The organism is Gordonia sp. 852002-50816_SCH5313054-c (genome assembly GCF_001665925.1).
Lineage (GTDB): Bacteria > Actinomycetota > Actinomycetes > Mycobacteriales > Mycobacteriaceae > Gordonia > Gordonia jacobaea.
In genome coordinates this window covers 250302-271134 of record NZ_LZTE01000034.1, presented here as the reverse complement: position 1 = coordinate 271134, position 20833 = coordinate 250302, and the positions used below count along the sequence as shown (strand labels likewise).

19 protein-coding genes and 1 pseudogene are annotated in these 20833 nt (G+C 66.4%); 10 read left to right on the top strand and 10 right to left on the bottom strand.

All coding sequences use genetic code 11. The features are described from left to right. Positions 1 to 27: 27 nt before the first annotated feature. Both nrdR and A5788_RS24275 read right to left on the bottom strand, forming a co-directional pair. Positions 28 to 462 (bottom strand): annotated as a pseudogene (gene nrdR, locus A5788_RS07290) (transcriptional regulator NrdR); the annotation flags it as partial. Positions 463 to 606: 144 nt separating this feature from the next. Next, complete coding sequence (locus tag A5788_RS24275) at positions 607 to 1236, bottom strand: LysM peptidoglycan-binding domain-containing protein (protein WP_231894380.1); 630 nt, start codon at positions 1234 to 1236, stop codon at positions 607 to 609. 317 nt (positions 1237 to 1553) lie between these two features. On the opposite strand from A5788_RS24275, the gene lexA reads away from it, so the two are divergent. Continuing rightward, the gene (gene lexA, locus A5788_RS07280; protein WP_306302058.1) at positions 1554 to 2201 is read left to right on the top strand and encodes a transcriptional repressor LexA; all 648 of its coding nucleotides are present in this window, start codon (positions 1554 to 1556) and stop codon (positions 2199 to 2201) included. A 44-nt stretch (positions 2202 to 2245) separates the two neighbouring features. On the opposite strand, the gene ptsP is transcribed toward lexA, so the two are convergent. After that, a complete protein-coding gene (ptsP, locus tag A5788_RS07275; RefSeq protein ID WP_082938155.1) occupies positions 2246 to 3961 on the bottom strand; it encodes a phosphoenolpyruvate--protein phosphotransferase in 1716 nt (571 codons plus the stop codon). A 269-nt stretch (positions 3962 to 4230) separates the two neighbouring features. Here ptsP and A5788_RS07270 point away from each other — a divergent pair, with 269 nt between their 5' ends. The 4 genes from A5788_RS07270 to A5788_RS07255 all read left to right on the top strand — a co-directional run bounded on the left by A5788_RS07270 (position 4231) and on the right by A5788_RS07255 (position 8458). Next, the gene (locus A5788_RS07270; protein WP_064870843.1) at positions 4231 to 5001 is read left to right on the top strand and encodes a DeoR/GlpR family DNA-binding transcription regulator; all 771 of its coding nucleotides are present in this window, start codon (positions 4231 to 4233) and stop codon (positions 4999 to 5001) included. Further along, a complete protein-coding gene (locus A5788_RS07265) occupies positions 4998 to 5963 on the top strand; it encodes a 1-phosphofructokinase family hexose kinase (RefSeq protein ID WP_064870844.1) in 966 nt (321 codons plus the stop codon). The genes A5788_RS07270 and A5788_RS07265 overlap by 4 nt, the downstream gene beginning before the upstream one ends. Positions 5964 to 6060: 97 nt before the next feature. After that, positions 6061 to 8154: a PTS fructose transporter subunit IIABC gene (locus A5788_RS07260; RefSeq protein ID WP_064870845.1), complete on the top strand. Its 2094-nt coding sequence runs from the start codon at positions 6061 to 6063 to the stop codon at positions 8152 to 8154. Positions 8155 to 8197: 43 nt separating this feature from the next. Further along, positions 8198 to 8458 (top strand): HPr family phosphocarrier protein, encoded by a 261-nt coding sequence (locus A5788_RS07255; RefSeq protein WP_005204573.1) that lies wholly within the window; start codon positions 8198 to 8200, stop codon positions 8456 to 8458. A gap of 4 nt (positions 8459 to 8462) precedes the next feature. Here A5788_RS07255 and hflX read toward each other — a convergent pair whose 3' ends face one another. The 4 genes from hflX to A5788_RS07235 all read right to left on the bottom strand — a co-directional run bounded on the left by hflX (position 8463) and on the right by A5788_RS07235 (position 12774). After that, positions 8463 to 10034 (bottom strand): GTPase HflX, encoded by a 1572-nt coding sequence (hflX, locus tag A5788_RS07250; protein ID WP_064870846.1) that lies wholly within the window; start codon positions 10032 to 10034, stop codon positions 8463 to 8465. A gap of 81 nt (positions 10035 to 10115) precedes the next feature. Further along, positions 10116 to 11018, bottom strand: a complete 903-nt coding sequence (dapF, locus tag A5788_RS07245) for a diaminopimelate epimerase (RefSeq protein ID WP_064870847.1) — start codon at positions 11016 to 11018, stop codon at positions 10116 to 10118. Between the two features lie 26 nt (positions 11019 to 11044). Continuing rightward, complete coding sequence (gene miaA / locus A5788_RS07240) at positions 11045 to 11965, bottom strand: tRNA (adenosine(37)-N6)-dimethylallyltransferase MiaA (RefSeq protein WP_064870879.1); 921 nt, start codon at positions 11963 to 11965, stop codon at positions 11045 to 11047. Beyond that, positions 11962 to 12774, bottom strand: coding sequence for a hypothetical protein (locus A5788_RS07235; RefSeq protein ID WP_331710813.1), 813 nt, complete (start codon positions 12772 to 12774; stop codon positions 11962 to 11964). The genes miaA and A5788_RS07235 overlap by 4 nt, the downstream gene beginning before the upstream one ends. A 148-nt stretch (positions 12775 to 12922) precedes the next feature. Between A5788_RS07235 and A5788_RS07230 the strand changes: the two genes are divergently transcribed. Further along, positions 12923 to 14317 carry a DUF349 domain-containing protein gene (locus A5788_RS07230; RefSeq protein ID WP_064907289.1) on the top strand — a complete coding sequence of 465 codons (1395 nt, stop codon included), beginning with the start codon at positions 12923 to 12925 and terminating at the stop codon, positions 14315 to 14317. A gap of 54 nt (positions 14318 to 14371) precedes the next feature. On the opposite strand, the gene A5788_RS07225 is transcribed toward A5788_RS07230, so the two are convergent. Further along, positions 14372 to 15055 (bottom strand): Rv2732c family membrane protein, encoded by a 684-nt coding sequence (locus A5788_RS07225; RefSeq protein ID WP_064869906.1) that lies wholly within the window; start codon positions 15053 to 15055, stop codon positions 14372 to 14374. A gap of 88 nt (positions 15056 to 15143) precedes the next feature. Further along, a complete protein-coding gene (gene miaB, locus A5788_RS07220) occupies positions 15144 to 16694 on the bottom strand; it encodes a tRNA (N6-isopentenyl adenosine(37)-C2)-methylthiotransferase MiaB (RefSeq protein WP_064869905.1) in 1551 nt (516 codons plus the stop codon). Between the two features lie 181 nt (positions 16695 to 16875). On the opposite strand from miaB, the gene A5788_RS07215 reads away from it, so the two are divergent. From A5788_RS07215 to A5788_RS07200, 4 genes are read left to right on the top strand one after another with little or no spacing between them, the layout of a single operon-like run. Further along, positions 16876 to 17604 (top strand): amino acid ABC transporter ATP-binding protein, encoded by a 729-nt coding sequence (locus A5788_RS07215; RefSeq protein ID WP_051993774.1) that lies wholly within the window; start codon positions 16876 to 16878, stop codon positions 17602 to 17604. A 1-nt stretch (position 17605) separates the two neighbouring features. Next, positions 17606 to 18682, top strand: coding sequence for a glutamate ABC transporter substrate-binding protein (locus A5788_RS07210; RefSeq protein ID WP_231894184.1), 1077 nt, complete (start codon positions 17606 to 17608; stop codon positions 18680 to 18682). Between the two features lie 14 nt (positions 18683 to 18696). Then, positions 18697 to 19368, top strand: coding sequence for an amino acid ABC transporter permease (locus A5788_RS07205; protein WP_005204550.1), 672 nt, complete (start codon positions 18697 to 18699; stop codon positions 19366 to 19368). Further along, entirely contained in the window at positions 19365 to 20273 is a 909-nt protein-coding gene (locus A5788_RS07200) for an amino acid ABC transporter permease (protein ID WP_064862952.1), read from the top strand. The genes A5788_RS07205 and A5788_RS07200 overlap by 4 nt, the downstream gene beginning before the upstream one ends. 2 nt (positions 20274 to 20275) lie before the next feature. Here the strand turns inward: A5788_RS07200 and A5788_RS07195 are convergent, their stop codons facing one another. Then, the gene (locus A5788_RS07195; protein ID WP_064869923.1) at positions 20276 to 20833 is read right to left on the bottom strand and encodes a regulatory protein RecX; all 558 of its coding nucleotides are present in this window, start codon (positions 20831 to 20833) and stop codon (positions 20276 to 20278) included.

Genomic DNA, 20833 nt, shown 5'->3' with positions numbered 1-20833 from the left:
GCCTTCGTGCGAACCGGTGAGGTTGCCCTGGAGGTCGTCGATCTCGCGTTGGAAGTCTTCGAGCGAATCGAACGACCGGTAGACCGAGGCGAAACGTAGGTACGCCACCTCGTCGAGGTCGCGGAGCGGGCCGAGGATGGCCAGACCGACCTCGTTGCTGGGGATCTCGGCCGAACCGGACGACCTCACCGCGTCTTCGACCTGCTGAGCCAACTGTGCGAGATCGTCTTCGTTCACGTGACGTCCCTGGCATGCGCGTCGTACCCCGCGCATCACCTTTTCTCTGCTGAACGGCTCGGTCACACCGTTTCGCTTCACGACTGCCAGAACAGCACTCTCGACTGTGGAGAACCGCCGCCCGCACTCGCTGCACGCGCGACGACGCCGGATCGCCTGCCCCTCATCGGCGACACGCGAATCGACGACCTTGGTGTCTTCGTTCTTACAAAACGGGCAGCGCATGTAGTCCTCGTGCAAATCTCGGGACGCAGCGGCTCCGTCGGTCTGGCTCGGTCCGATCGTCTGACGACCGGCGGGAGCGAGACCGCAGCGGTGACCGTGTCGGTTTCCGACTGGACCCTGTGACATCGAGAATACCGCCAGCGCTCAGCGGTACGCGGGTGTGACAAGCGGTTGGCCAACGCGCAGCCCACTCGACGGCAGATCGTTGAGGTCGATGATCTCGTCGATGACGGTCTGACGCGGCACATCAGGCGCAACGCGTGCCGCGATCGAGCTCAGCGATTCGCCGGAACGCACGTGGACCACCTGTGTCGAGGTCGAGGACGGCATGCTCGCCCGCTGGTAGTCGGCGCCGACGGTCCCGACCACCCACACGGTCAGTGCCAACCCGACTCCCGCGAGCACCGCCAAGACCGCTGCTCGGCGCCGACGGGCCGCCACCAGCTCGCCGACGCCACCGGCGCATCGCGTGCCTGCAGGCCGCGTTGAGGTGCCGTGATCGAACGCGATCCGACGCCGAGGCCGCGGCGCGACGTCTGCGCCGGCGGTCCGTCGGGACTCAGTCGTTCGAACGCGACCCGCCACACGTAGCTCGTCGCTACGCGCGGGATTCGACGGTGCACGTCCACTGACCACCGTGGCGCGGTGAACTCGGGGACGCGTCGTCGATGCAGGTCGCGGCGTTGCAGATCGGGTGGTCGGCGGTGTTGCCGCGGATGCACTCGACGTGCTGGGAATCGTGCGGGTCACCGGGTTGGTCATCAAGCTGGTCATCGCTACCTCCAATGGTCGATCAAGCGTTCGATGAACTGATGTTCGAGTTCTACCAGAGGGGTCCGACAAAGTCCTGCGACACGTCGAACAAATGTTTGATGTTGTCAGTGGCCTCCGCTACTGTCGGCGCCAGACGATGGAAGAAAAGACGCACACCACCCCGCTTCACAACAGCACCCGGTTCACAACAGCACCCGCTTCACACATCAGGAAGGACGGAACCGATGACAGAGAAGTCACGACGCGGCCCGTCGTCGCCCAAGGGCAACGGTCGCAGCGTCGAAGGCAAGAAGAGTGGAGGCGGCGAGGAGGCACCGATCCATCCGGCCGTCGCCGAGGCAACACTCACCGATCGCCAGCGTGGCGTCCTCGATGTGATCCGAAAGTCGGTGCGCGAGCGCGGATATCCGCCGAGCATCCGAGAGATCGGCGACGCCGTCGGCCTCACGTCCACGTCATCGGTCGCACACCAGTTGCGCACCCTCGAGCGCAAGGGCCTGTTGAAGCGCGACGCCAACCGTCCGCGGGCGGTCAACGTCTCCGAGGCTCCCGACGCACATCACTCCGATGCCATCAACGGAGATCTCCCGACCCCCACGTTCGTTCCGGTACTCGGCCGTATCGCGGCGGGCGGTCCGATTCTCGCGGAGGAGGCGGTCGAAGACGTCTTCCCGCTTCCGCGTGAGCTCGTCGGTGAGGGCTCGTTGTTCCTGCTCCGCGTCGTCGGCGAATCGATGATCGACGCCGCGATCTGCGACGGCGACTGGGTTGTCGTGCGGCAGCAGAATGTCGCCGACAACGGCGACATCGTCGCAGCGATGATCGACGGCGAGGCGACGGTGAAGACCTTCAAGCGTAAAGACGGTCACGTCTGGCTGATGCCGCACAATCCGCTCTTCGATCCGATCCCCGGAGACGACGCCGCCATCCTCGGCAAAGTCGTCACGGTGATGCGCCGGGTCTGATGCGCCGAACGGGCCCCGCAAGTCGTTGACCGGCGGGGTCTGTGTCAGCCGACGAGTTGCTCGGCGGCTGCGCGTCGGGCGAGTGCCGGACTCGAGGTGGCAAGTGCGGCAGCGGCGGCAGCCCGGCACTGCTCCATCGTCACCGTCGACAGCTTCGCCCCGACTGCGGGCGTCGCCGCCGGAGCCGCCGACAGCGAGGTGACTCCGAGCCCGACGAGCACACATGCGAGCGACGGGTCGGCCGCGGCCTCGCCACAGACTCCGACGGGTTTGCCCTGCTGGGCGCCGGCGGTCGCAACCTGCGAGATGAGTGCGAGCACCGCCGGTTGCCACGGGTCGGTCAGTTCAGCGAGTTCTGCCGACATCCGGTCGGCGGCCATCGTGTACTGGGTGAGGTCGTTGGTTCCGATCGACACGAAGTCGACCTCGGCCAGAATCGCCGGCGCCAGGATCGCCGCTGCCGGGATCTCGATCATCACACCGGCCGTCAGGCCACGCTGACGGACTAGTTCGGCGAACTGTGCGGCCTCCGCGGCCGTGGCGATCATCGGTGCCATGACCCACGGCGTCGTGCCGGACTCCTCTGCCGCGCGAGCGACCGCGTCGAGCTGAGTTCGCACGATGTCGGGGTGGTCGTCGCCGATGCGGTTGCCGCGTACGCCGAGTGCGGGATTCGCCTCGTCCGGGTGCTCGATGAAGGCCAGCGGCTTGTCCGAACCGGCGTCGAGCGTTCTGATGACAACTTTTTGGCCCGCGAACGCCTCGAACACATCGCGGTACAGCCGCGTCTGCTCGTCCACATCGGGCTCATCCGCCCTGTCGAGAAACGCCAACTCGGTGCGGAACAGCCCGATGCCCTCGACTGGTGCATCGGCAGCGCTGCGCGCGGAGACGCCGTCGGCAACATTCGCGAGTATGGCGACTGCGGTGCCGTCGGCAGTCCGGCCAGGGCCACGCCACGCAGCAACAAGCGCGGCCTCCGCAACGCTGCGCTCGACGAGTTCACGCGCCTCGGACCCCTCTGGTTCGACGGTGATCGACCCAGCGCCTCCGTCGAGCAAAACCATTGTGCCGCTGGTGATCTCACTCAGTCGCGCCACAGCGACCACGCACGGGATGCCCAACTGCCGCGCGATGATGGCGGTATGACTGGTCGGTCCGCCGAGACGCGTGGCCAGCCCGACGATCACCGCGGGATCGAGCCCAGCGGTATCCGCGGGAGCGAGGTCGTCAGCGAAGAGAATCGACGGGTGACTCGGCGTCGGAATCCCCGGCTCCGGCTGGCCGAGCAACTCGGCGACCACTCGGTCACGAACGTCGTTGAGGTCGGTGATCCGCTCTGCCATCAACCCGCCGAGTTTGGCGAACATCTCGGAGAACTGCGCCGTGGCCGCGACCGCGGCGGCGGGCGCCGACGCGCCCTTCGCGACACGAGATTTCGCCGCACCGATCCATCCCCGATCCTCGGCCAACCCGGCGGTCGCAGCAAGGACCTCGGCCGCAGCTCCCGACGCGTGTGACGCGCGATGACGCAGCCTGCCCGCGACGACTGCCGCGGCGGCGACGAGGCGTTCCGCCTCCGCGTCCCGCTCGTCCTCGGCCAGAACGCGATCGGTGCCGAGTGACGTCTCGTCGTACGTGACGCGCCCACCCGGCCACAACACCGGCCCGTAGGCGAACCCTGCGACGACGGGTGTTCCCGACAACTCTCCTTGACCGTTCATGGTGACCCGATTCTCCGATACCAGGTGATTCTCCATTGCGTCTACTGCCTTCCGGGTCGATCGGCCGGGTGCGGTGATCTGTGAGGGATACCCAGCGTCGTGAATTTCTGTGATCAAAGTTACTCGAAACACTTGACTTGTCAACACACACGGGCGTAAACACAGATATATCAACATCGAATGCCACACAGAACCAAACTCACGATGATCCGCAGAAGCCAGATCCACAGCAGCCGGATCCACAGAACACAGACCCACAGCTGGTTCGCCGAAGCGCGAGCCACACCACAGATCGGAGTCGACAGGTGTACGCCGAAGAGCGACAGCGAGCAATAGCCGATCAGGTGCGCGCGCACGGCCGCGCATCCGTGACCGCTCTCGCCGACAGGTTCGACGTGACGAGCGAGACGGTGCGCCGCGACCTCGCGGTCCTCGAGCGCGCAGGTAGCGTGCAACGCGTCCACGGTGGAGCAGTCAAGGCCGGGACGGTCGAGGTAGTCAACGAGTTGGGACTCGACCAACGCGAGTCCTCCCACACCGCAGAGAAGGCCGCGATCGCACGCGCTGCGATACGGTTTCTGCCCTCGGACGGCGGATCGGTCATCTTCGACGCCGGAACCACCACCTACCAGGCCGCCAAGCTGCTGCCGGCGGATCGCAGGCTCACGGTGATCTCCACGAGCCTCCAGCTCGGGCAGGCACTCACCGCACACGAGCGGGCCACCCTACTCATGGTCGGCGGTCGAGTCCGCGGACTCACCCAGGCCGCAGTCGGAGCCGAGACCGTCGCAGCGCTGCGAAAGATGCGTGCTTCGGTTGCCTTCGTCGGCACCAACGGGATCAGTGAGGGCCACGGCCTGTCCACCCCCGACGCGGAGGAAGCCTCGGTCAAGTCGGCCATCGTCGCTGCCGCGCAGCGTGTCGTAGTGCTGGCCGACTCGTCAAAGATGGAACGCGAGGACTTCAGCTCGTTCGCTCCGCTCGACGAGGTGGATGTCCTGATCACCGACGACGGGATCGACCCCGAGTTCTCGGCGGCGCTCTCGGCACACGGCATCGAGGTCGTGATCGCATGATCCTCACAGTCACAGCCAACCCGAGTCTCGACCGCACCCTGGAGATCGCAGGACCGTTGATGAGGGGCGAGGTGCAACGCAGTACCTCCACTCGGGTCGAGCCGGGCGGCAAGGGAGTCAACGTGTCCCGCGTCGTCGCGGAAGCCGGCATCCCCACCGTCGCGGTACTACCCGCGCACGCCGACGACCCGCTGCTCACCGCCCTCGACGCGGTCGCACTGCCCTATCGCACGGTCGATATCGACGGCCAGATCCGCACCAACATCACGGTCGCCGAAAACGACGGGACAACCACGAAGATCAATGCGCCCGGCCACACCCTCACACCTGCTGAACTCGACGATCTGACAGCGCTCGTACTCGGCAGCGCCGAGGACGCGTCGTGGGTGGCACTGTGTGGCTCGCTTCCGCCGGGAGTTCCCGACGACTGGTATCGACGCATCTCCGATCGCCTCGTCACGAGCGGACGCCGCGTGGCGATCGACACGTCGGGCGCACCCCTGAGCGCAGCGATGTCGGGGCCCATCGACCTGATCAAACCCAACGACGAAGAACTCGCCGAGGTCAGTGGTATCGCCCCGGCCGAGCTGGCCGCTGCCATCGCCGCGGGCGACTACCTGCCCGTCGTGGCGGCATCGCGCACGCTGATCGCCACCACGCAGGGAGCGGTACTCGCGACCCTCGGTGCGGCGGGTGCGGTACTCACGACCGCCGAAGGCAGCTGGCTGGCCACTCCCCCGCCGATCGTGCCGCGCAGCACCGTCGGGGCAGGCGACGCGTCGCTGGCCGGATACCTCATCGCGTACACGGCAGGCGCCTCCGAACCCGACCGTCTCCGCACGGCAGTCGCCTACGGCTCGGCGGCCGCCGGACTGGCAGGGACGCAACCGCCGCTTCCAGCAAAGGTCGACGTCGACTCGGTCGATGTCGTCGAACTCTCGGGAGCCGCCCCGATCACGTGACCCCACAGCCTCCAGTCCCTGTACGCGAATCGCCACGAAGCTCACCGACCAGAACCGGAACACCCCCTCCGGCCGCACAGAAGTAGAAGGAAAACCCATGTCCGACAACATCATCACCGCAGCGACGGTGCATCTCGATGTCGACGCCGGCAGTGATCCCGCCGCCGTCATCACCTATCTCGCCGAGAATCTCGGCGAGGCCGGGCGCACGACCGATCCATCCGAACTGAGCCGCGCCGCGTTGGCCCGTGAGGCAAAGTCGGCAACCGGGCTACCCGGTGGGATCGCGATTCCGCACGCACGGGCCGCATCGGTCACCACTGCCAGCCTTGCGTTCGCCCGACTGTCCAACAAGGTGGACTTCGGGGCCCCCGACGGCCCGGCAGACCTGGTATTCCTCATCGCAGCACCCGAAGGCGCTGCGTCCGACCACATGAAGCTGCTGAGCTCGCTCGCACGAGCGCTCGTGCGTCCCGACTTCGTCGCCGCCCTCCGCGAGGCGCCGAGCGACGAGCGCGTCGTCGAACTCGTGGATGAGGCCATCAACCCTGCCCCGGCAGGCTCTCCGTCGACATCCGCCACGCCTGTGGCGAGCTCGGCCGCCGCTGCGGCGACCGCGTCGGCTGCAGGCGCGAAGACCGCGAAGACACTGAGTCCCGATTCGCAGAAGCGCCCCTCGATCGTCGCGATCACCGCGTGCCCCACCGGAATCGCACACACCTACATGGCCGCGGACGCACTCAAGTACGCCGCGGAGCGGGCAGGCGTGGACTTCCACGTCGAGCCGCAGGGATCGTCGGGCACCACGCCGTTCACCCCTGACGTCATCGCCGGTGCCGACGCCGTCATCTTCGCCACCGACGTCGGCGTGAAGGGCAAGAGCCGCTTCAGCGGAAAGCCGGTCATCGAGTCCGGGGTCAAGCGCGCCATCAACGAACCCGACAAGATGATTGCCGAGGCCGTCGAGGCGTCGCGCAATCCGCACGCCTCGCGCGTCGACGGGTCGGCAGACGACGGTGCCGGCGCAGCGGAGGGATCGGCATCGAGCCTGTCGTTCGGCAAGAAGATCCAGCAGGCACTCATGACCGGTGTCAGCTACATGATCCCGTTTGTCGCGGCAGGCGGACTGTTGATCGCGTTGGGCTTCCTGCTTGCCGGATACGAGATCGCCAACAAGACGCTCGATTCATCCAAAACCCTGTCCGATGGTGCCTACATCGCGCTGAACAACAGCCTCTGGGATCTACCCGCGGGCGGTCTCGGCCAGTACCTCGGCGGTGTCAGTTTCGCGATCGGCGCGCTCGCCATGAGCATGCTGGTACCTGTCCTTGCGGGTTACATCTCGTTCGCGATAGCCGACCGTCCCGGTATCGCACCCGGTTTCGTCGCAGGCCTGGTCTCGGTTGCTGTCGGCGCGAGTTTCATCGGAGGTCTGATCGGTGGACTCATCGCAGGCGCGGTGTGCCTCGCAATTTCCCGACTTCCGTTGCCGCAGTGGGCACGTGGACTCCAGCCGGTCATCATCATCCCGCTGTTCGGCAGCCTGATCGTCGGCGGTCTGATGTTCATGTTGCTCGGCAAGCCGCTCGCCTGGGTCACCACCCAGCTCACCGACGGTCTCAACAGCATGAGCGGCAGCTCCAAGATCGTCCTCGGCGTGGTCCTCGGACTCATGATGTGCTTCGACCTCGGCGGACCGGTCAACAAAGCCGCGTACCTCTTCGCCACCACCGGTCTCGCGATCGGCGACACACCCCAGCTCGAGATCATGGCAGCGGTCATGTGCGCAGGCATGGTTCCGCCGCTCGCGATGGCACTCGCCACCGTCATCCGCCCCGGACTGTTCACCGAGCCCGAGCGCGAAAACGGTAAGGCCGCTTGGTTCCTCGGCGCTGCATTCATCTCCGAGGGTGCGATCCCGTTCGCCGCGAAGGACCCGATCCGCGTGATTCCGTCGATGATGGCGGGCGGCGCACTCGCAGGCGCACTGATCATGGCCTTCGGAGTCACTCAGCGCGCTCCGCACGGCGGCATCTTCGTCTTCTTCACGATGAACCACTGGCTGCTCTTCCTCGCAGCACTTGCGGCAGGTACGGTCCTCGGCACGGTGTGCGTCGTCGCGGCCAAGCAGTTCGGGCGATCGGCCAGCCGCCAGACAGCTGCACCCGAGCTCGAGACCATTCCCGCCTGAAATCACCAGTCCCGACATAACCCCATCTGCAAAGGAGCAAATAATGCCAAGCACCACCGTCGAGGTCGGATCAGCCGTCGGATTGCACGCACGACCAGCAACGATCATCGCCGAGGCAGTCGCCGACGCGGGTACACCCGTGACGATCTCGGTCGTCGGAGGCGAACCTGTCGACGCGGGATCGGCACTGCTGATCATGACGCTCGGTGCCGAGAAGGGCACCGCGGTCGTCGTCGAATCCGACGATCAGGCAACGCTCGACGCCATCGCGAAGCTCGTCGCCGCCGACCTCGACGCCGAGTAGACCCCTACTGCTTCAACGAGGCCAGTTCTCCCGCCAGCGCCGAGGGCACACGGACACGCATCCGGGTGCCCTCGGTGCTGTGGTCTGTGGTGAGAACCTCGCCCTCGCGGTGAATTCGTGACACCAGATCGCCTCGCGTGAACGGGATGTCGACGGTGAGTTCCACGTCGTCGCGACCCACGAACTCACGGACCGCCTCGAACAGTTCGGGCAGTCCCTCACCGGTGTGCGCCGAGACGTACACGACGCCCGCTGAGTTGGGGCCGTGCGTACTACCACCCGCGCCGAGCATGCCGCGCAGTTCGGTGAGCCGGGATGCATCGATGGCATCGATCTTGTTGATCACCAACAACTCCGGTGGTGGCGCGACTCCCTCTTCTGCCACGACGTCGTTGATGACCCGCCGCACCGCCGTGATCTGTTCCGCAGGGAACGGGTCGCTGCCGTCGACGACATGCAGTACGAGATCGGCATCGACGACCTCCTCCAGCGTCGACCGGAATGCCTCGACGAGTTGCGTCGGGAGGTGGCGGACGAAGCCGACGGTGTCGGTGAAGACCAGTTCGCGGCCGTCCTCGAGAGTCGCGCGGCGCGTCGTCGGATCGAGGGTCGCGAACAGCGCATCCTGCACGAGCACACCCGAACCCGTCATGGCGTTGACCAGACTCGACTTACCCGCGTTCGTGTATCCCGCGACGGCGATGCGCGGCACAGAGCCGCGCAATCGTGCCGACCGCTTGGTGGTGCGGGCCGTGCGCATTTCGCGAATCTCGCGGCGCAGCTTGGCCATTCGCTCACGGATGCGCCGACGATCGGTCTCGATCTTCGTCTCACCCGGTCCGCGCAGACCGACGCCGCCGTTGCTGCCGGCGCGGCCACCAGCCTGACGGGACATCGACTCACCCCAACCACGCAGCCGCGGGAGCATGTACTCCATCTGCGCAAGAGCCACCTGCGCCTTGCCCTCACGCGAACTCGCATGCTGGGCGAAGATGTCGAGGATGAGGGCCGTGCGGTCGATCACCTTGACCTTGACGACCTTCTCCAGCGCGGTCAACTGCGCGGGCGTCAGCTCGCCGTCGCAGATGACGGTGTCGGCGCCGGTGTCGGCGACGACGTCGCGCAACTCCTGCGCCTTGCCCGAGCCGATGAACGTCGCGGGATCGGGTGAGGATCGTCGCTGGATCACCGCTTCGAGGACCACGGAACCGGCGGTCTCGGCGAGCGCTGCGAGCTCCTCCATGTTCGCCTTCGCGGCGGCCGCGGAGCCCTCGGTCCAGACGCCGACGAGCACCACGCGCTCGAGGCGCAGTTGTCGATACTCGACCTCGGTGACGTCGGTGAGCTCTGTCGAGAGCCCGGCGACGCGCTGCAGCGAGGCACGATCGGAGAGCGCGAGCTCGCCGGTCGTCGGGGTGTGGGCACGGTCGCGGGAATCGTCGTGGTCGCCGAAGTCTGCGGGGTCGACGAGATCGTCGGGATCGATCAGATCGCGGGAGAGGTCGATCGCGGGTGCGTTCGCGTCGACGGGACGGGTGTCGTGCAGGTCATGTACCTGTGGTGATGTTTCGGTCATACACCATCCATGGTGACACGCCGAAGCCCCGTCGAGCACGTGGATATCCGCCGAGCCGCCATGGACAGGGCCCGCGCTACGTCAGTCGACGCGATACCAACCCGCCCGGAATTGGCCGTCGGCCACCAGTGCGGACGGTCCACGCAGTGTCGCGTGACCGCCGGCAACGGTGACCGTCACGCTTCCGCCGGGCACGTCGATGACCATCTCGCCTGCGTCGCGGCCGAGGGTTTGCAGGCCCGCTGCCGCCGCCGCGACCAGCCCCGTTCCGCAACTTCTGGTCTCGCCGACTCCGCGCTCGAAGACACGCATCGTGGCATGCAGACCGCCATGTGGGCCGTCGTCGGGGGACGTCAGCAGTTCGACGTTGGCGCCGTGCGGAAAGACGCCGTCCGGCAGGACGACGCCGCTAGAGAAATCGATCGCGGCGAGGTCGGCCGTCGACATGTCGGGCACCACGCACGCCAGGTGCGGGTTGCCGACATCGACCGCGACACCCGGATAGAGGTCGTCGCCGATCCGCACGGTCGCGTCGTCTCCGAGTGTCACCCGACCCATCCGCACACTGACGTCGGCGTACAGATCATCGAAAGAATGCACCACCACGGGACGTCCGCCCGCGCGCGAACCCACCGTGAACTCGTCGGAATCCGTCAGCCCGGTGGCCCGCAGGTAGTGGGCGAAGACGCGGACGCCGTTGCCGCACATCTCGGCGATGGAGCCGTCGGCGTTGCGATAGTCCATGAACCAGTCATCGGGGTCGACGCCGTCGGGCAGTTCGTCGAGGACGCCCGCGCGCACCAGGGCCACCGCCCGCGCGACACGGAGCATGCCGTCTGCCCCGATGCCGCGTTGGCGATCACAGACCGCCGCCACGAAGTCGGTCGTCAGGTCGAGTTCGACCGCCGGGTCGGTGAGCACGACGAAGTCGTTCTGGGTGCCGTGCCCCTTGACGTAGGTCACTGCCTCGCTGATCGTCGTCACACGTCCAGAATACGTGCGAGTCGTTCTCAGACTTCCGCCGCGGCAAGCGCGGCGTCGAGGAGTGCGGGTGTCGCGGCGTCGAGCCAATGGATGCGGTGATCGCGGCGAAACCACGAACGCTGCCTGCGCACATACCTGCGGGTGCCGATGAACGTCAGTTCCTCTGCTGTCGCAAGGTCGTACTCGCCGTCCAACGCGGCCAGTGTTTGCGCATATCCGATGGCTCGACGAGCAGTGACGCCCTCGCGCAGACCCGCCTCGACGAGCGCGTCCACCTCGTCGACGAGACCGTTCGCGAACATCAGCCGCGTGCGGAGTGCAATTCTCTCGTCCAGTTCGGCAGTGTCGCGGTCCAGCGCGAGAATCCTTGTCCCCCATCGTGGCTCACCGATCTTCGGCGCCGACGCCGCGAACGGCTCCCCGGTCAGTTCGACGACCTCGAGTGCGCGCACGATGCGTCGTGCATCGGTAGCGAGGATCGACGACGCCGCGGCCGGGTCGACCGATGCGAGATGTCGATGCAGGGCCGCGACTCCGATCTCGTCGAGCATCGCCTCGTAACGGGCTCGCACCATGGGGTCGGTTGCCGGGAACCGCCAGTCGTCGAGTAGCCCCTGGATGTACATCATCGACCCGCCCACGATCACCGGCGTGCGGCCGGCGGCGAGCAGCGAATCGATGTCGGCGGACGCGGCCTCCTGATAGCGCGCGACAGTGGCCGTCTCGGTGACGTCGAGGACGTCGAGTTGATGGTGCGGGATGCCCCGACGCTCCTGTGGTGGCAGCTTGGCCGTGCCGATGTCCATGCCGCGGTACTGCTGCATGGCGTCGATGTTGACGATATCGCCGTCGAGTCGTTCCGCGAGGTTGAGCGCGAGGTCGGACTTTCCTGTCGCGGTCGGGCCGACGACGGCGATGGGGGTTACCCCGGATGACCGAGCACTCACCGCGCGTCCTCGGGTGTCCACGACGCGACGACGTAGCCGACACCGAACGGCGCGTCGGCGTAGGACACCTCGGCGGCCGTCGGGGTGTCGCCGACGATCGCCGCGGCGACCTGCCACGCCGCTCTGCCGTCGACTCCGTCGGCATCGCACGCGGCAACGTCGAGTCCGCGAAGCGCGCCGATATCAGCCGCCCCGAGTGCCTCGACTATGCGCTGCTGGAGTTCGACGGCGCTGTCACGTCGGCCCCCGCCGGGAGCCTTCGGCGCAAGCGCCGTCGCACCGTCGGCCACGATGAGTACCCCGATCGGCTCGGGGTCGGCGGAGATCTCAGCCGCCAGTGCACGACCGAGCTCGTGTGCGGCGTCGGGTCGTACGTCGGGGTCGACGACGATCGGACGCACCGACGCGGCGTCGACCTGTTCGCGTAACCACCCGGCGATCAACATCGACAGCGGCAGACGTCCCGATGATCGCTCATCGCCCACTCGTTCCAGGGAGACCGGTACGTCGACGCCGAACCTGCCGAAACCGCCCGTCGTCGGTATCGAGCGCGATGCCTGCGCCTCGCCTGCACCGGACCTCGCGGAGGCGATGCGGTCGTCGGCCCCCACCGCCACCCAGCGTGACGCATGTCGGGCGAGCAGCGCGCCCGCATCGCGAACAGCCGAGCGCACCTCGAGGGTGTCCACCGCGTCCGGTCCCGCCAACTCGGGAACGACCAGTGGTGCGCTCGGGACGAAAACCACACACGCCAGCACACCGTCGACGCTAGCCGACGGTGTGCCCGATGCCGCGACTAGCTCCGACACACCCCCGCGACGTCGGCGATGTTCCGCAGGCCGCACATCGAGAACCCTGACCTGCTTGAATAGGTGGAGTCCTGAGGCCAGTTGCGCAGGACGTAGTGACAGGCAGCCGTGACGCGCGGCACCACTGACGCTGTGAGGGGACCACACCATGACGAGCGACGACACCAGCGGACCGGCCACACCCGCATCCGAGCCGACTCCCGGCCCCCGGCCCGGCCCGCCGAAGCCAGGTCCCAAGCCCGGCCCCCGGCCTGGTCCCGGACCCAAACCTGCCGCGCAGGCACCGACCCCTGTCCCTGCAGTTGCCGTCGGTAAGCATGAGTCGTTCGATCCCCGCAAGTTCGGGCGGATCGATGAACAGGGCGTCGTCTGGCTCATCACCGCTGACGGTGAGCGTGAGATCGGGTCGTGGCAGGCGGGAACCATCGACGAGGGTCTCGCCCATTTCGCGCGTCGATACTCCGACCTCGAGACCGAGGTGGAGATTCTCGAAGAGCGCCTCGCCGCACGCACCGGCGATCCTCGTAAATCGCAGGCCGCAGCCAAACATCTGCTCGACACCCTCCCCGAGGCCAGCGTGATCGGCGATGTCTCTGCCATCGAGCAGCGATTGACCGTCATCGTCGGAAGTGCCGACGACGTCGCCGATTCGCTGAAGGCCGAGCGTGAACAGGCTCGCGCCACTGCCATCGCACGCAAAGAAGAACTCGCCACCGAGGCGGAAGCCATCGGAGCAGAATCCACCCAGTGGAAGACCACGGGCGATCGGCTGCGCTCGATCCTCGACGAGTGGAAGACCATCAAAGGCAACGACCGTAAGACCGACGACGCGCTGTGGAAGCGGTACTCGAAGGCGCGCGACGCGTTCAATCGTCGACGCGGCGCCCACTTCGCCGATCTCGATCGGGAACGCGCTGGCGCGAAGGCACGCAAAGAGGAGCTCATCGCACGGGCAGAGGCGTTGTCGTCGTCGACCGACTGGGGTCCGACCGCAGGCGCCTTCCGCGAACTCCTCGCCGAATGGAAGGCATCCGGTCGGGCTCCGCGCGACGCCGACGAGGCACTGTGGCAACGGTTCAAAGCCGCCCAGGACGTCTTCTTCGCGGCCCGAAACGCGGCATCATCCGAGCGCGACGCCGAGTTCAGTGCGAACGCGACGGCGAAGGTAGCCCTGCTCGACGAGGCGGAGAAGTCCATCGATCCCGCATCCGATCTTGACGGTGCACGCCGCGAGTTCCGGACGTTCCGGGAGAAGTGGGACGAGATCGGCAAGGTGCCGCGCGAACAGATGCACAGCCTCGAGGGCCGTGCGCGCGCGTTGGAGAAGCGGATTCGCGACGCCGAGGATGCGCAGTGGCAGCGCACCGACCCCGAGGCGCTCGCGCGCGCCGCGCAATTCGCCGACCGCGCAGCACAACTCGAGGACCAGGCAGCAAAGACGGCCGAGCGCGGCAAGAAGCGCGACGCGGAGAAGCTCCGCGAGCAGGCGGCCCAGTGGCGCGAATGGGCGCAGGCCGCGCAGAGCGCCATCGCCGACCGCTAGCCGACCCGGGGCTGAGCTCGATCAGGTACTGATACCCCGGTCAGATACTGATACTCAGTGCTCGCGCGGGCGCTGCTGAAGTTTGCGGGCGGCCTCTTCGCGTGCCACCGCTTCCCGACGACGCTCCTCTTCGAGCGCCAAGTGGTAGGTGCTGCGCGCCCACACGACGCGTGACCAGTGGAAGGTGAGCACGAGCAGGGCCAACCAGCCGAGGACGAGCCCCGCGCCGACACCCGACGGCGGTGCCACTCCCCCGACGCCAGGGGTGTTCCGCGACCACCACGCGAGCATGCCTGCGACGCAGCCGATCGCGCACCCGCACAACGCGATCCACGCGATCACCCATCGGCGAGTGACCAGCGCGAGCATCGACCCGAAGATTCCGAACACCACGAGGAACCAGACGAATACCTTCGACACCACTGCGACTCGTTCGGTCGCGGCGGCCGCGGACGAGGTCAGCACGTCGAATCCGTTCGCAGAACCCGTGTGCGGCAGGAGCAGCGAGCCCATCGCGACGAGCACCGCGACGGCGACCACCACGGCGCGGGCACCCGGATCGATCTCGCCCGCGACCTTGCGTTCGGCCTTGCGGAGATCGTCTGCGTACTGCGCGAACTCGGCGTCGTCACTTCCGGTCCCGCCGTCGGCTGTGCTACCCCCGCTGCTACCACCGCTGGCTCGTTGAGCCGTCGGCAGTCGGTCGTCGGTATTGTCCTCGCGCGGCTCGTCGCTCATCTCGCGCCTCTCATCTCTCGTCGCTGGGTGCTTGGCAGTTCAAAAGGCCCGGCAGATCACGGTGCCCGGCAGGTCATGCCGTCATGGTTCACGAACCACAGGCGCCCGAAGAACATCCGGTCGAGGCCACGGCGGGCATCGGCGCCGGACCCAGTCCCGGCATACCCAGTCCGACGCCGACCGGCGCCGTCGTCGGGGTGGCGTCGAGTTCGTGTGCGTCGCCCGCACGGGTTCTGCGATGCGACGCGATGGTCCCGTCGGCGATGAGGTGATGCGGCGCGGCGTCGGTGACGGTGGTGACCACGACGTCGCCTGGCCGGACTGCGGCGGCCGCGTCGCCGGCACGGAAGTGCACCAGTCGCCCGTCGCGCGCACGGCCTGTCAACCGCCCCGTGTCAGCGGATTTGCGCCCGGAATCCGCCGCGACCAGCAGCTCGACCTCGGTGCCGATGAGGTTGCGGTTCTCGGTGAGGCAGATGCGCTCTTGCAGCGCGATCAGTCGCTGGTAGCGCTCGCTGACGACCTCCTGCGGCACCTGGTCGGGCATGGTTGCCGCGGGTGTGCCCGGTCGAGGCGAGTACTGGAAGGTGAAGGCGCTCGAGAACCGCGCACGCTCGACCACGTCGAGCGTTGCGGCGAAGTCCTCTTCGGTCTCGCCGGGGAATCCGACGATGATGTCGGTGGTGATCGCGGCATGCGGCATCGCGTCGCGCACCTTGTCGAGGATGCCGAGGAACTTGGTCGTCCGATAGCTGCGTCGCATCGCCCGCAGGATGCGATCCGAACCCGACTGCAGCGGCATGTGCAGCTGCGGGCAGACGTTGGGTGTCTGCGCCATCGCGCCGATGACGTCGTCGGTGAACTCTGCCGGATGCGGCGAGGTGAATCGGACGCGTTCAAGGCCGTCGATGTCGCCGCAGGCGCGCAGCAGGTCGGCGAACGCGCCGCGGTTGCGGGGCAGTTCGGGATCGGCGAACGACATGCCGTAGGCGTTGACGTTCTGCCCGAGCAACGTCACCTCGAGCACGCCCTGATCGACGAGCGCCTTGACCTCGGCAAGCACGTCGCCGGGGCGTCGATCAACCTCTTTGCCGCGCAACGACGGAACGATGCAGAAGGTGCACGTGTTGTTGCACCCGACGGACACCGACACCCACCCGGAGTAGGCCGAGTCGCGTTTGGCCGGCAGCGTCGACGGGAAGGCTTCGAGTGAGTCGAGGATCTCGACCTGCGCTTCCTCGTTGTGTCGGGCGCGGTCGAGCAGTGCGGGCAGCGAACCGATGTTGTGCGTACCGAAGACGACGTCGACCCACGGCGCCTTGCGCAACACCGTGTCCTTGTCCTTCTGCGCGAGACATCCGCCGACCGCGATCTGCATGCCGGGTCGTCGTGTCTTCACCGGCGCGAGGTGCGACAGGTTGCCGTACAGCTTGTTGTCGGCGTTCTCACGGATCGCGCACGTGTTGAACACGACGAGATCGGCATCGCCGTCCTCGTCGGCGCGCACGTAACCGGCATCTTCGAGAAGACCCGCGATGCGCTCGGAATCATGCACGTTCATCTGGCAGCCATAGGTACGCACCTGATAGCTGCGCCCCGATTGCGGCAGCTCATGCCGCTCCGACAACTCCGTACTCACTGGATCCAGGGTACGGTGCCGGTGCAAATCGCCGTCACGGTCACCACACGCGCAACGCCGAGGTTCTCATTCACCGCGCCTGTAAGGGTTCCCGGCATTAGTGTCGACGGTTATGACCGATTCACCGACAGGGGGTTCGGCGGTCGGACCCGCGACCCCGGCTCCCGCATCCGGAACCAACATGATCGTGCTCAAGAACGTGCAAAAGCACTTCGGCGAGCTGCACGTCCTCAAGGACATCGACCTCGAGGTCCCCGCCGGACAGGTGGTCGTGGTGCTCGGCCCATCCGGCTCGGGCAAGTCGACGCTGTGCCGCACGATCAACCGGCTCGAACCCATCGACTCCGGCGAGATCCTCGTCGAGGGACGGCTACTCCCCGAGGAAGGCCGCGACCTGGCCACTCTGCGCGCCGACGTCGGAATGGTCTTCCAGTCGTTCAACCTCTTCGCGCACAAGACAATTCTGCAGAACGTCACACTCGCGCCGACCAAGGTCCGCAAGAAGAACAAGGCCGACGCCGAGAAGCGCGCACTCGAACTCCTCGAACGCGTCGGCATCGCCAGCCAGAAGGACAAGTACCCCGCGCAACTCTCCGGCGGCCAGCAACAGCGCGTCGCCATCGCACGCGCACTCGCCATGGACCCGAAAGTGATGTTGTTCGACGAGCCGACGTCGGCTCTCGACCCCGAGATGGTCAACGAAGTGCTCGACGTGATGGTCTCGCTGGCCAAGGAAGGCATGACCATGCTCGTGGTCACCCACGAGATGGGCTTCGCCCGCAAGGCCGCCGACCGCGTGATCTTCATGGCCGACGGCGCGATCGTCGAGGACACCGATCCGGACAGCTTCTTCGACAGTCCGCAGTCCGAACGCGCGAGGGATTTCCTCGGCAAGATCCTGGGCCACTGACATGGCCGACACGTCGCCGACGACGCGTCGGCATGCCTCCGGGCACCCGCCTGTCGACACCACTGCCCTACGGAAACGGCCCGGCCGCCGGACCATCGCACTCGCGGTATTTCTCCCCGTCTGTGCGCTCTTCGTCTCACTCCTCGCCGGTTGTGGGAGTACCGAGCCGAAGAACCTGCTCGACTCGATCCGCAGCGGAGAGGTCGTGCTCGGCACCAAGTTCGACCAGCCGGGGCTAGGAATCTACAACCCGGACAAGTCGATGAGCGGTTTCGACCCGGCTGTCTCCGAGTACGTCGTCAATCACATCGCCGACTCGCTCGGAGTGGCCCACCCGAAGATCTCGTGGCGCGAGACTCCGTCGGCTCGACGCGAGGCCATGATCGAGCACGGTGAGGTCGACATGATCGCCGCCACGTACTCGATCAACGAGAACCGCGCGAAGAAGGTCGACTTCGGTGGCCCCTACCTGATCACGTATCAGGGGCTGATGGTGCGCAAGTCCGACGAGTCGATCCAGAATCTGCCCGATCTCGGCAAGGGCAAGAAATTGTGCTCGGTCACCGGCTCGACGTCGGCGCAGAACGTCAAGGCACAACTGCCCAATATCGAACTGCAGGAATATGATTCGTACTCCGCGTGCGTCGAGGCGCTACGTCGGGGCAAGGTCGACGCACTGACCACAGACGAATCGATCCTCGCGGGCTACTCCAACTTCTGGAAGGGCGAATTCCGTCTGGTGGAGATGACCTACCTCAAGGACGCGTGCGTCAAGAAGGCCCTGAAGGCGGCGGGCACCCCGTTCTCCACCGAGCGCTACGGGATCGGCTTGGCCAAGGGCGACACCGAGTCGGTCAACAAGGTGAACGAAGCCCTCGACTCCATGCTGAAACCGAGCGCCGACAACGGTCCGTCACCGTGGATCAGCGCACTGCGCGAGAGCCTCGGCGACGACTACGTCAACGAGATCCAGCAGCGCGCGGAGAAGCCCGGATCAAAGTTCGCGTTCACGCCGAAGCCCGGAGACCTCGCATTCCTCGAATCGAAGTCCACACCGTGCCCAGCGGGCCTGAAGTGAGGAGGTGACCAGTCGTGAGTGAACTCTGGGAAGATATGGGGCCGCAGTTGTGGCCCGCGTTCTGGGTGACGATCCAATTGACGTTCTGGTCGGCGATCGGTTCCCTGATCTGGGGCACCATCCTGGCCGGGATGCGGGTCTCCCCCGTGCCCGTGATGCGTGGCTTCGGTACGACGTACGTCAACATCGTGCGCAACACGCCACTGACCTTGATCGTGCTGTTCGCGGCGATCGGGCTGTATCAGAATCTCGGCCTGACGTTCTCGTCGACCATCAAGACCAACAACTTCTGGCTCGCTGTCCTCGCGTTCATCGTCTACACGTCGACGTTCGTCTGTGAGACGCTGCGCGCGGGTTTCAACACCGTTCCACTAGGGCAGGCCGAGGCCGCGCGATCGCTCGGACTCTCCTTCACCCAGGTGTTCGGCATCATCGTGCTCCCGCAGGCAACTCGAGCGACGATCGGCCCGATGGGCAGCGTGCTCATCGCACTGACCAAGAACACCACTATCGCCTCGGTGATCGGCGTCGCCGAAGCCGCGGCACTGATGAAAACGGAGATCGAGTCGTTTGCCGACCAGCTGCTGGTCATCTTCGCGGTGATCGCCGTCGGATTCATGATCATCACACTCAGTGAGGGCGCCGTCTTCGGTTGGCTCGCAAAGCGATGGGCGGTCAAGCGATGAGCGACAAAGCAACCGTCCTCTACGACGCTCCCGGCCCCCGGGCGCGCGTCCGCAACGCGATCGTGGCCGTCGTCTTCATCGCGATCCTCGTCGCGATCTTCGCGTACGTGATCGCGGTGTTCGCGGGCAACGACCAGTTCACCGCCGAGAAGTGGAAGCCATTCGTCACGTGGAGCACCTGGACCGGGTACATCTTCCCCGGTCTGTGGCGCACACTTGCCGCGGCAGCACTCTCGATTGTGCTCGCACTGATCCTCGGTTCCATCCTGGGCATCGGACGGCTGTCGGATCACGCCTGGGTACGCGGGCTGTGCACCGTGCTGGTCGAGGTGTTCCGCGCGATTCCCGTGCTGATCCTGATGCTGTTCCTGTGGTTCTTCTTCGCCCAGTACGGAGTGGTGCCGTCGTCACAGTTGGCCTTCGCGGCTGTGGTCTGCGGCTTGACGCTCTACAACGGCTCGGTGATGGCGGAAATCCTGCGCTCAGGCATCAAGTCGCTGCCCACCGGGCAGACCGAGGCAGCCAAGGCGCTCGGCATGCGCAAGACACAGATGATGCTGTCGGTCCTGCTCCCGCAGGCTGTCACAGCGATGATGCCCGCGATCATTTCGCAGATGGTCGTGGCCCTCAAGGACACCGCTCTTGGTTATGTCATCGGCTACTCCGAGATCATTCACATGGCACAGCTGTCGGCGGCCCGCTACGGCAACTACATTCCGGTTCTCATCGTGATCGCCATCATCCTGATCATCATCAACTTCGCGCTGTCGTCGCTGGCGACGTACATCGAGCGGAGACTGCGGCAGGGTCGCGGCGGAAACACCGACGACGTGCCCCACGCCGATCAGGTCGACCAGGCGGCCATGGAGAACATGCCGATGCCCTCGCCCAAGCCACGGGCCTGACGTCAGTCGGCGGAGGTGATCTCGTCGATCGCCCCGCCGACGACGTCGATCGCCGTGGCCTGCGGGTAGCCGCGGCGGACGAGCATGCCGACCAGGCGTCGAAAATGCTTGTCGCGCACTGATCTGTCGTTGTCCTCGACGGCGCGGACAAGCTGCTCGGTGACAGTCGGTGTGAGCTTTCGGTCGACCAGGTTGCGAGCCGCGGCGCGTTCGTCGTCGGGGTCGATCTCATCGAGCGCTCGCTGCACGATCGCGACGTCGACTCCCTTGGCGGCGAGTTCGTGCCGCAACGCGACGCGTCCTCGGCCCGAGTAGGTGTGGCGTGACTGCACCCACTCGGCGGCGAACTCCTCGTCGTCGAGCAGCTTGTGGGCGTCGAGACGGGTCATCACCTCGTCGACGGTGTCGGCGTCGAATCCTCGGCGCGCCAGACGCTGGGCCATCTCGGAACGGCTACGTGCACGAACCACGAGGAGCCGGAGTGCAACATCCCACGCGGACGGACCTTTCCGTTCCGTCGTGGACTCACTCGGCTCCCCGGGGTCATGGGGTGAACTCAT

Excerpts from the sequence above, each read along its gene's own strand:
- A5788_RS07265 (WP_064870844.1), top strand. The coding sequence starts at position 4,998 with ATGATCCTCACAGTCACAGCCAACCCGAGTCTCGACCGCACCCTGGAG.
- A5788_RS07260 (WP_064870845.1), top strand. The coding sequence starts at position 6,061 with ATGTCCGACAACATCATCACCGCAGCGACGGTGCATCTCGATGTCGAC.
- hflX (WP_064870846.1), bottom strand. The coding sequence starts at position 10,034 with ATGACCGAAACATCACCACAGGTACATGACCTGCACGACACCCGTCCC.
- A5788_RS07215 (WP_051993774.1), top strand. The coding sequence starts at position 16,876 with ATGATCGTGCTCAAGAACGTGCAAAAGCACTTCGGCGAGCTGCACGTC.
- A5788_RS07225 (WP_064869906.1), bottom strand. The coding sequence starts at position 15,055 with ATGAGCGACGAGCCGCGCGAGGACAATACCGACGACCGACTGCCGACG.
- ptsP (WP_082938155.1), bottom strand. The coding sequence starts at position 3,961 with ATGGAGAATCACCTGGTATCGGAGAATCGGGTCACCATGAACGGTCAA.
- A5788_RS24275 (WP_231894380.1), bottom strand. The coding sequence starts at position 1,236 with ATGACCAGCTTGATGACCAACCCGGTGACCCGCACGATTCCCAGCACG.
- A5788_RS07255 (WP_005204573.1), top strand. The coding sequence starts at position 8,198 with ATGCCAAGCACCACCGTCGAGGTCGGATCAGCCGTCGGATTGCACGCA.
- A5788_RS07195 (WP_064869923.1), bottom strand. The coding sequence starts at position 20,833 with ATGAGTTCACCCCATGACCCCGGGGAGCCGAGTGAGTCCACGACGGAA.
- A5788_RS07210 (WP_231894184.1), top strand. The coding sequence starts at position 17,606 with ATGGCCGACACGTCGCCGACGACGCGTCGGCATGCCTCCGGGCACCCG.
- A5788_RS07200 (WP_064862952.1), top strand. The coding sequence starts at position 19,365 with ATGAGCGACAAAGCAACCGTCCTCTACGACGCTCCCGGCCCCCGGGCG.
- A5788_RS07230 (WP_064907289.1), top strand. The coding sequence starts at position 12,923 with ATGACGAGCGACGACACCAGCGGACCGGCCACACCCGCATCCGAGCCG.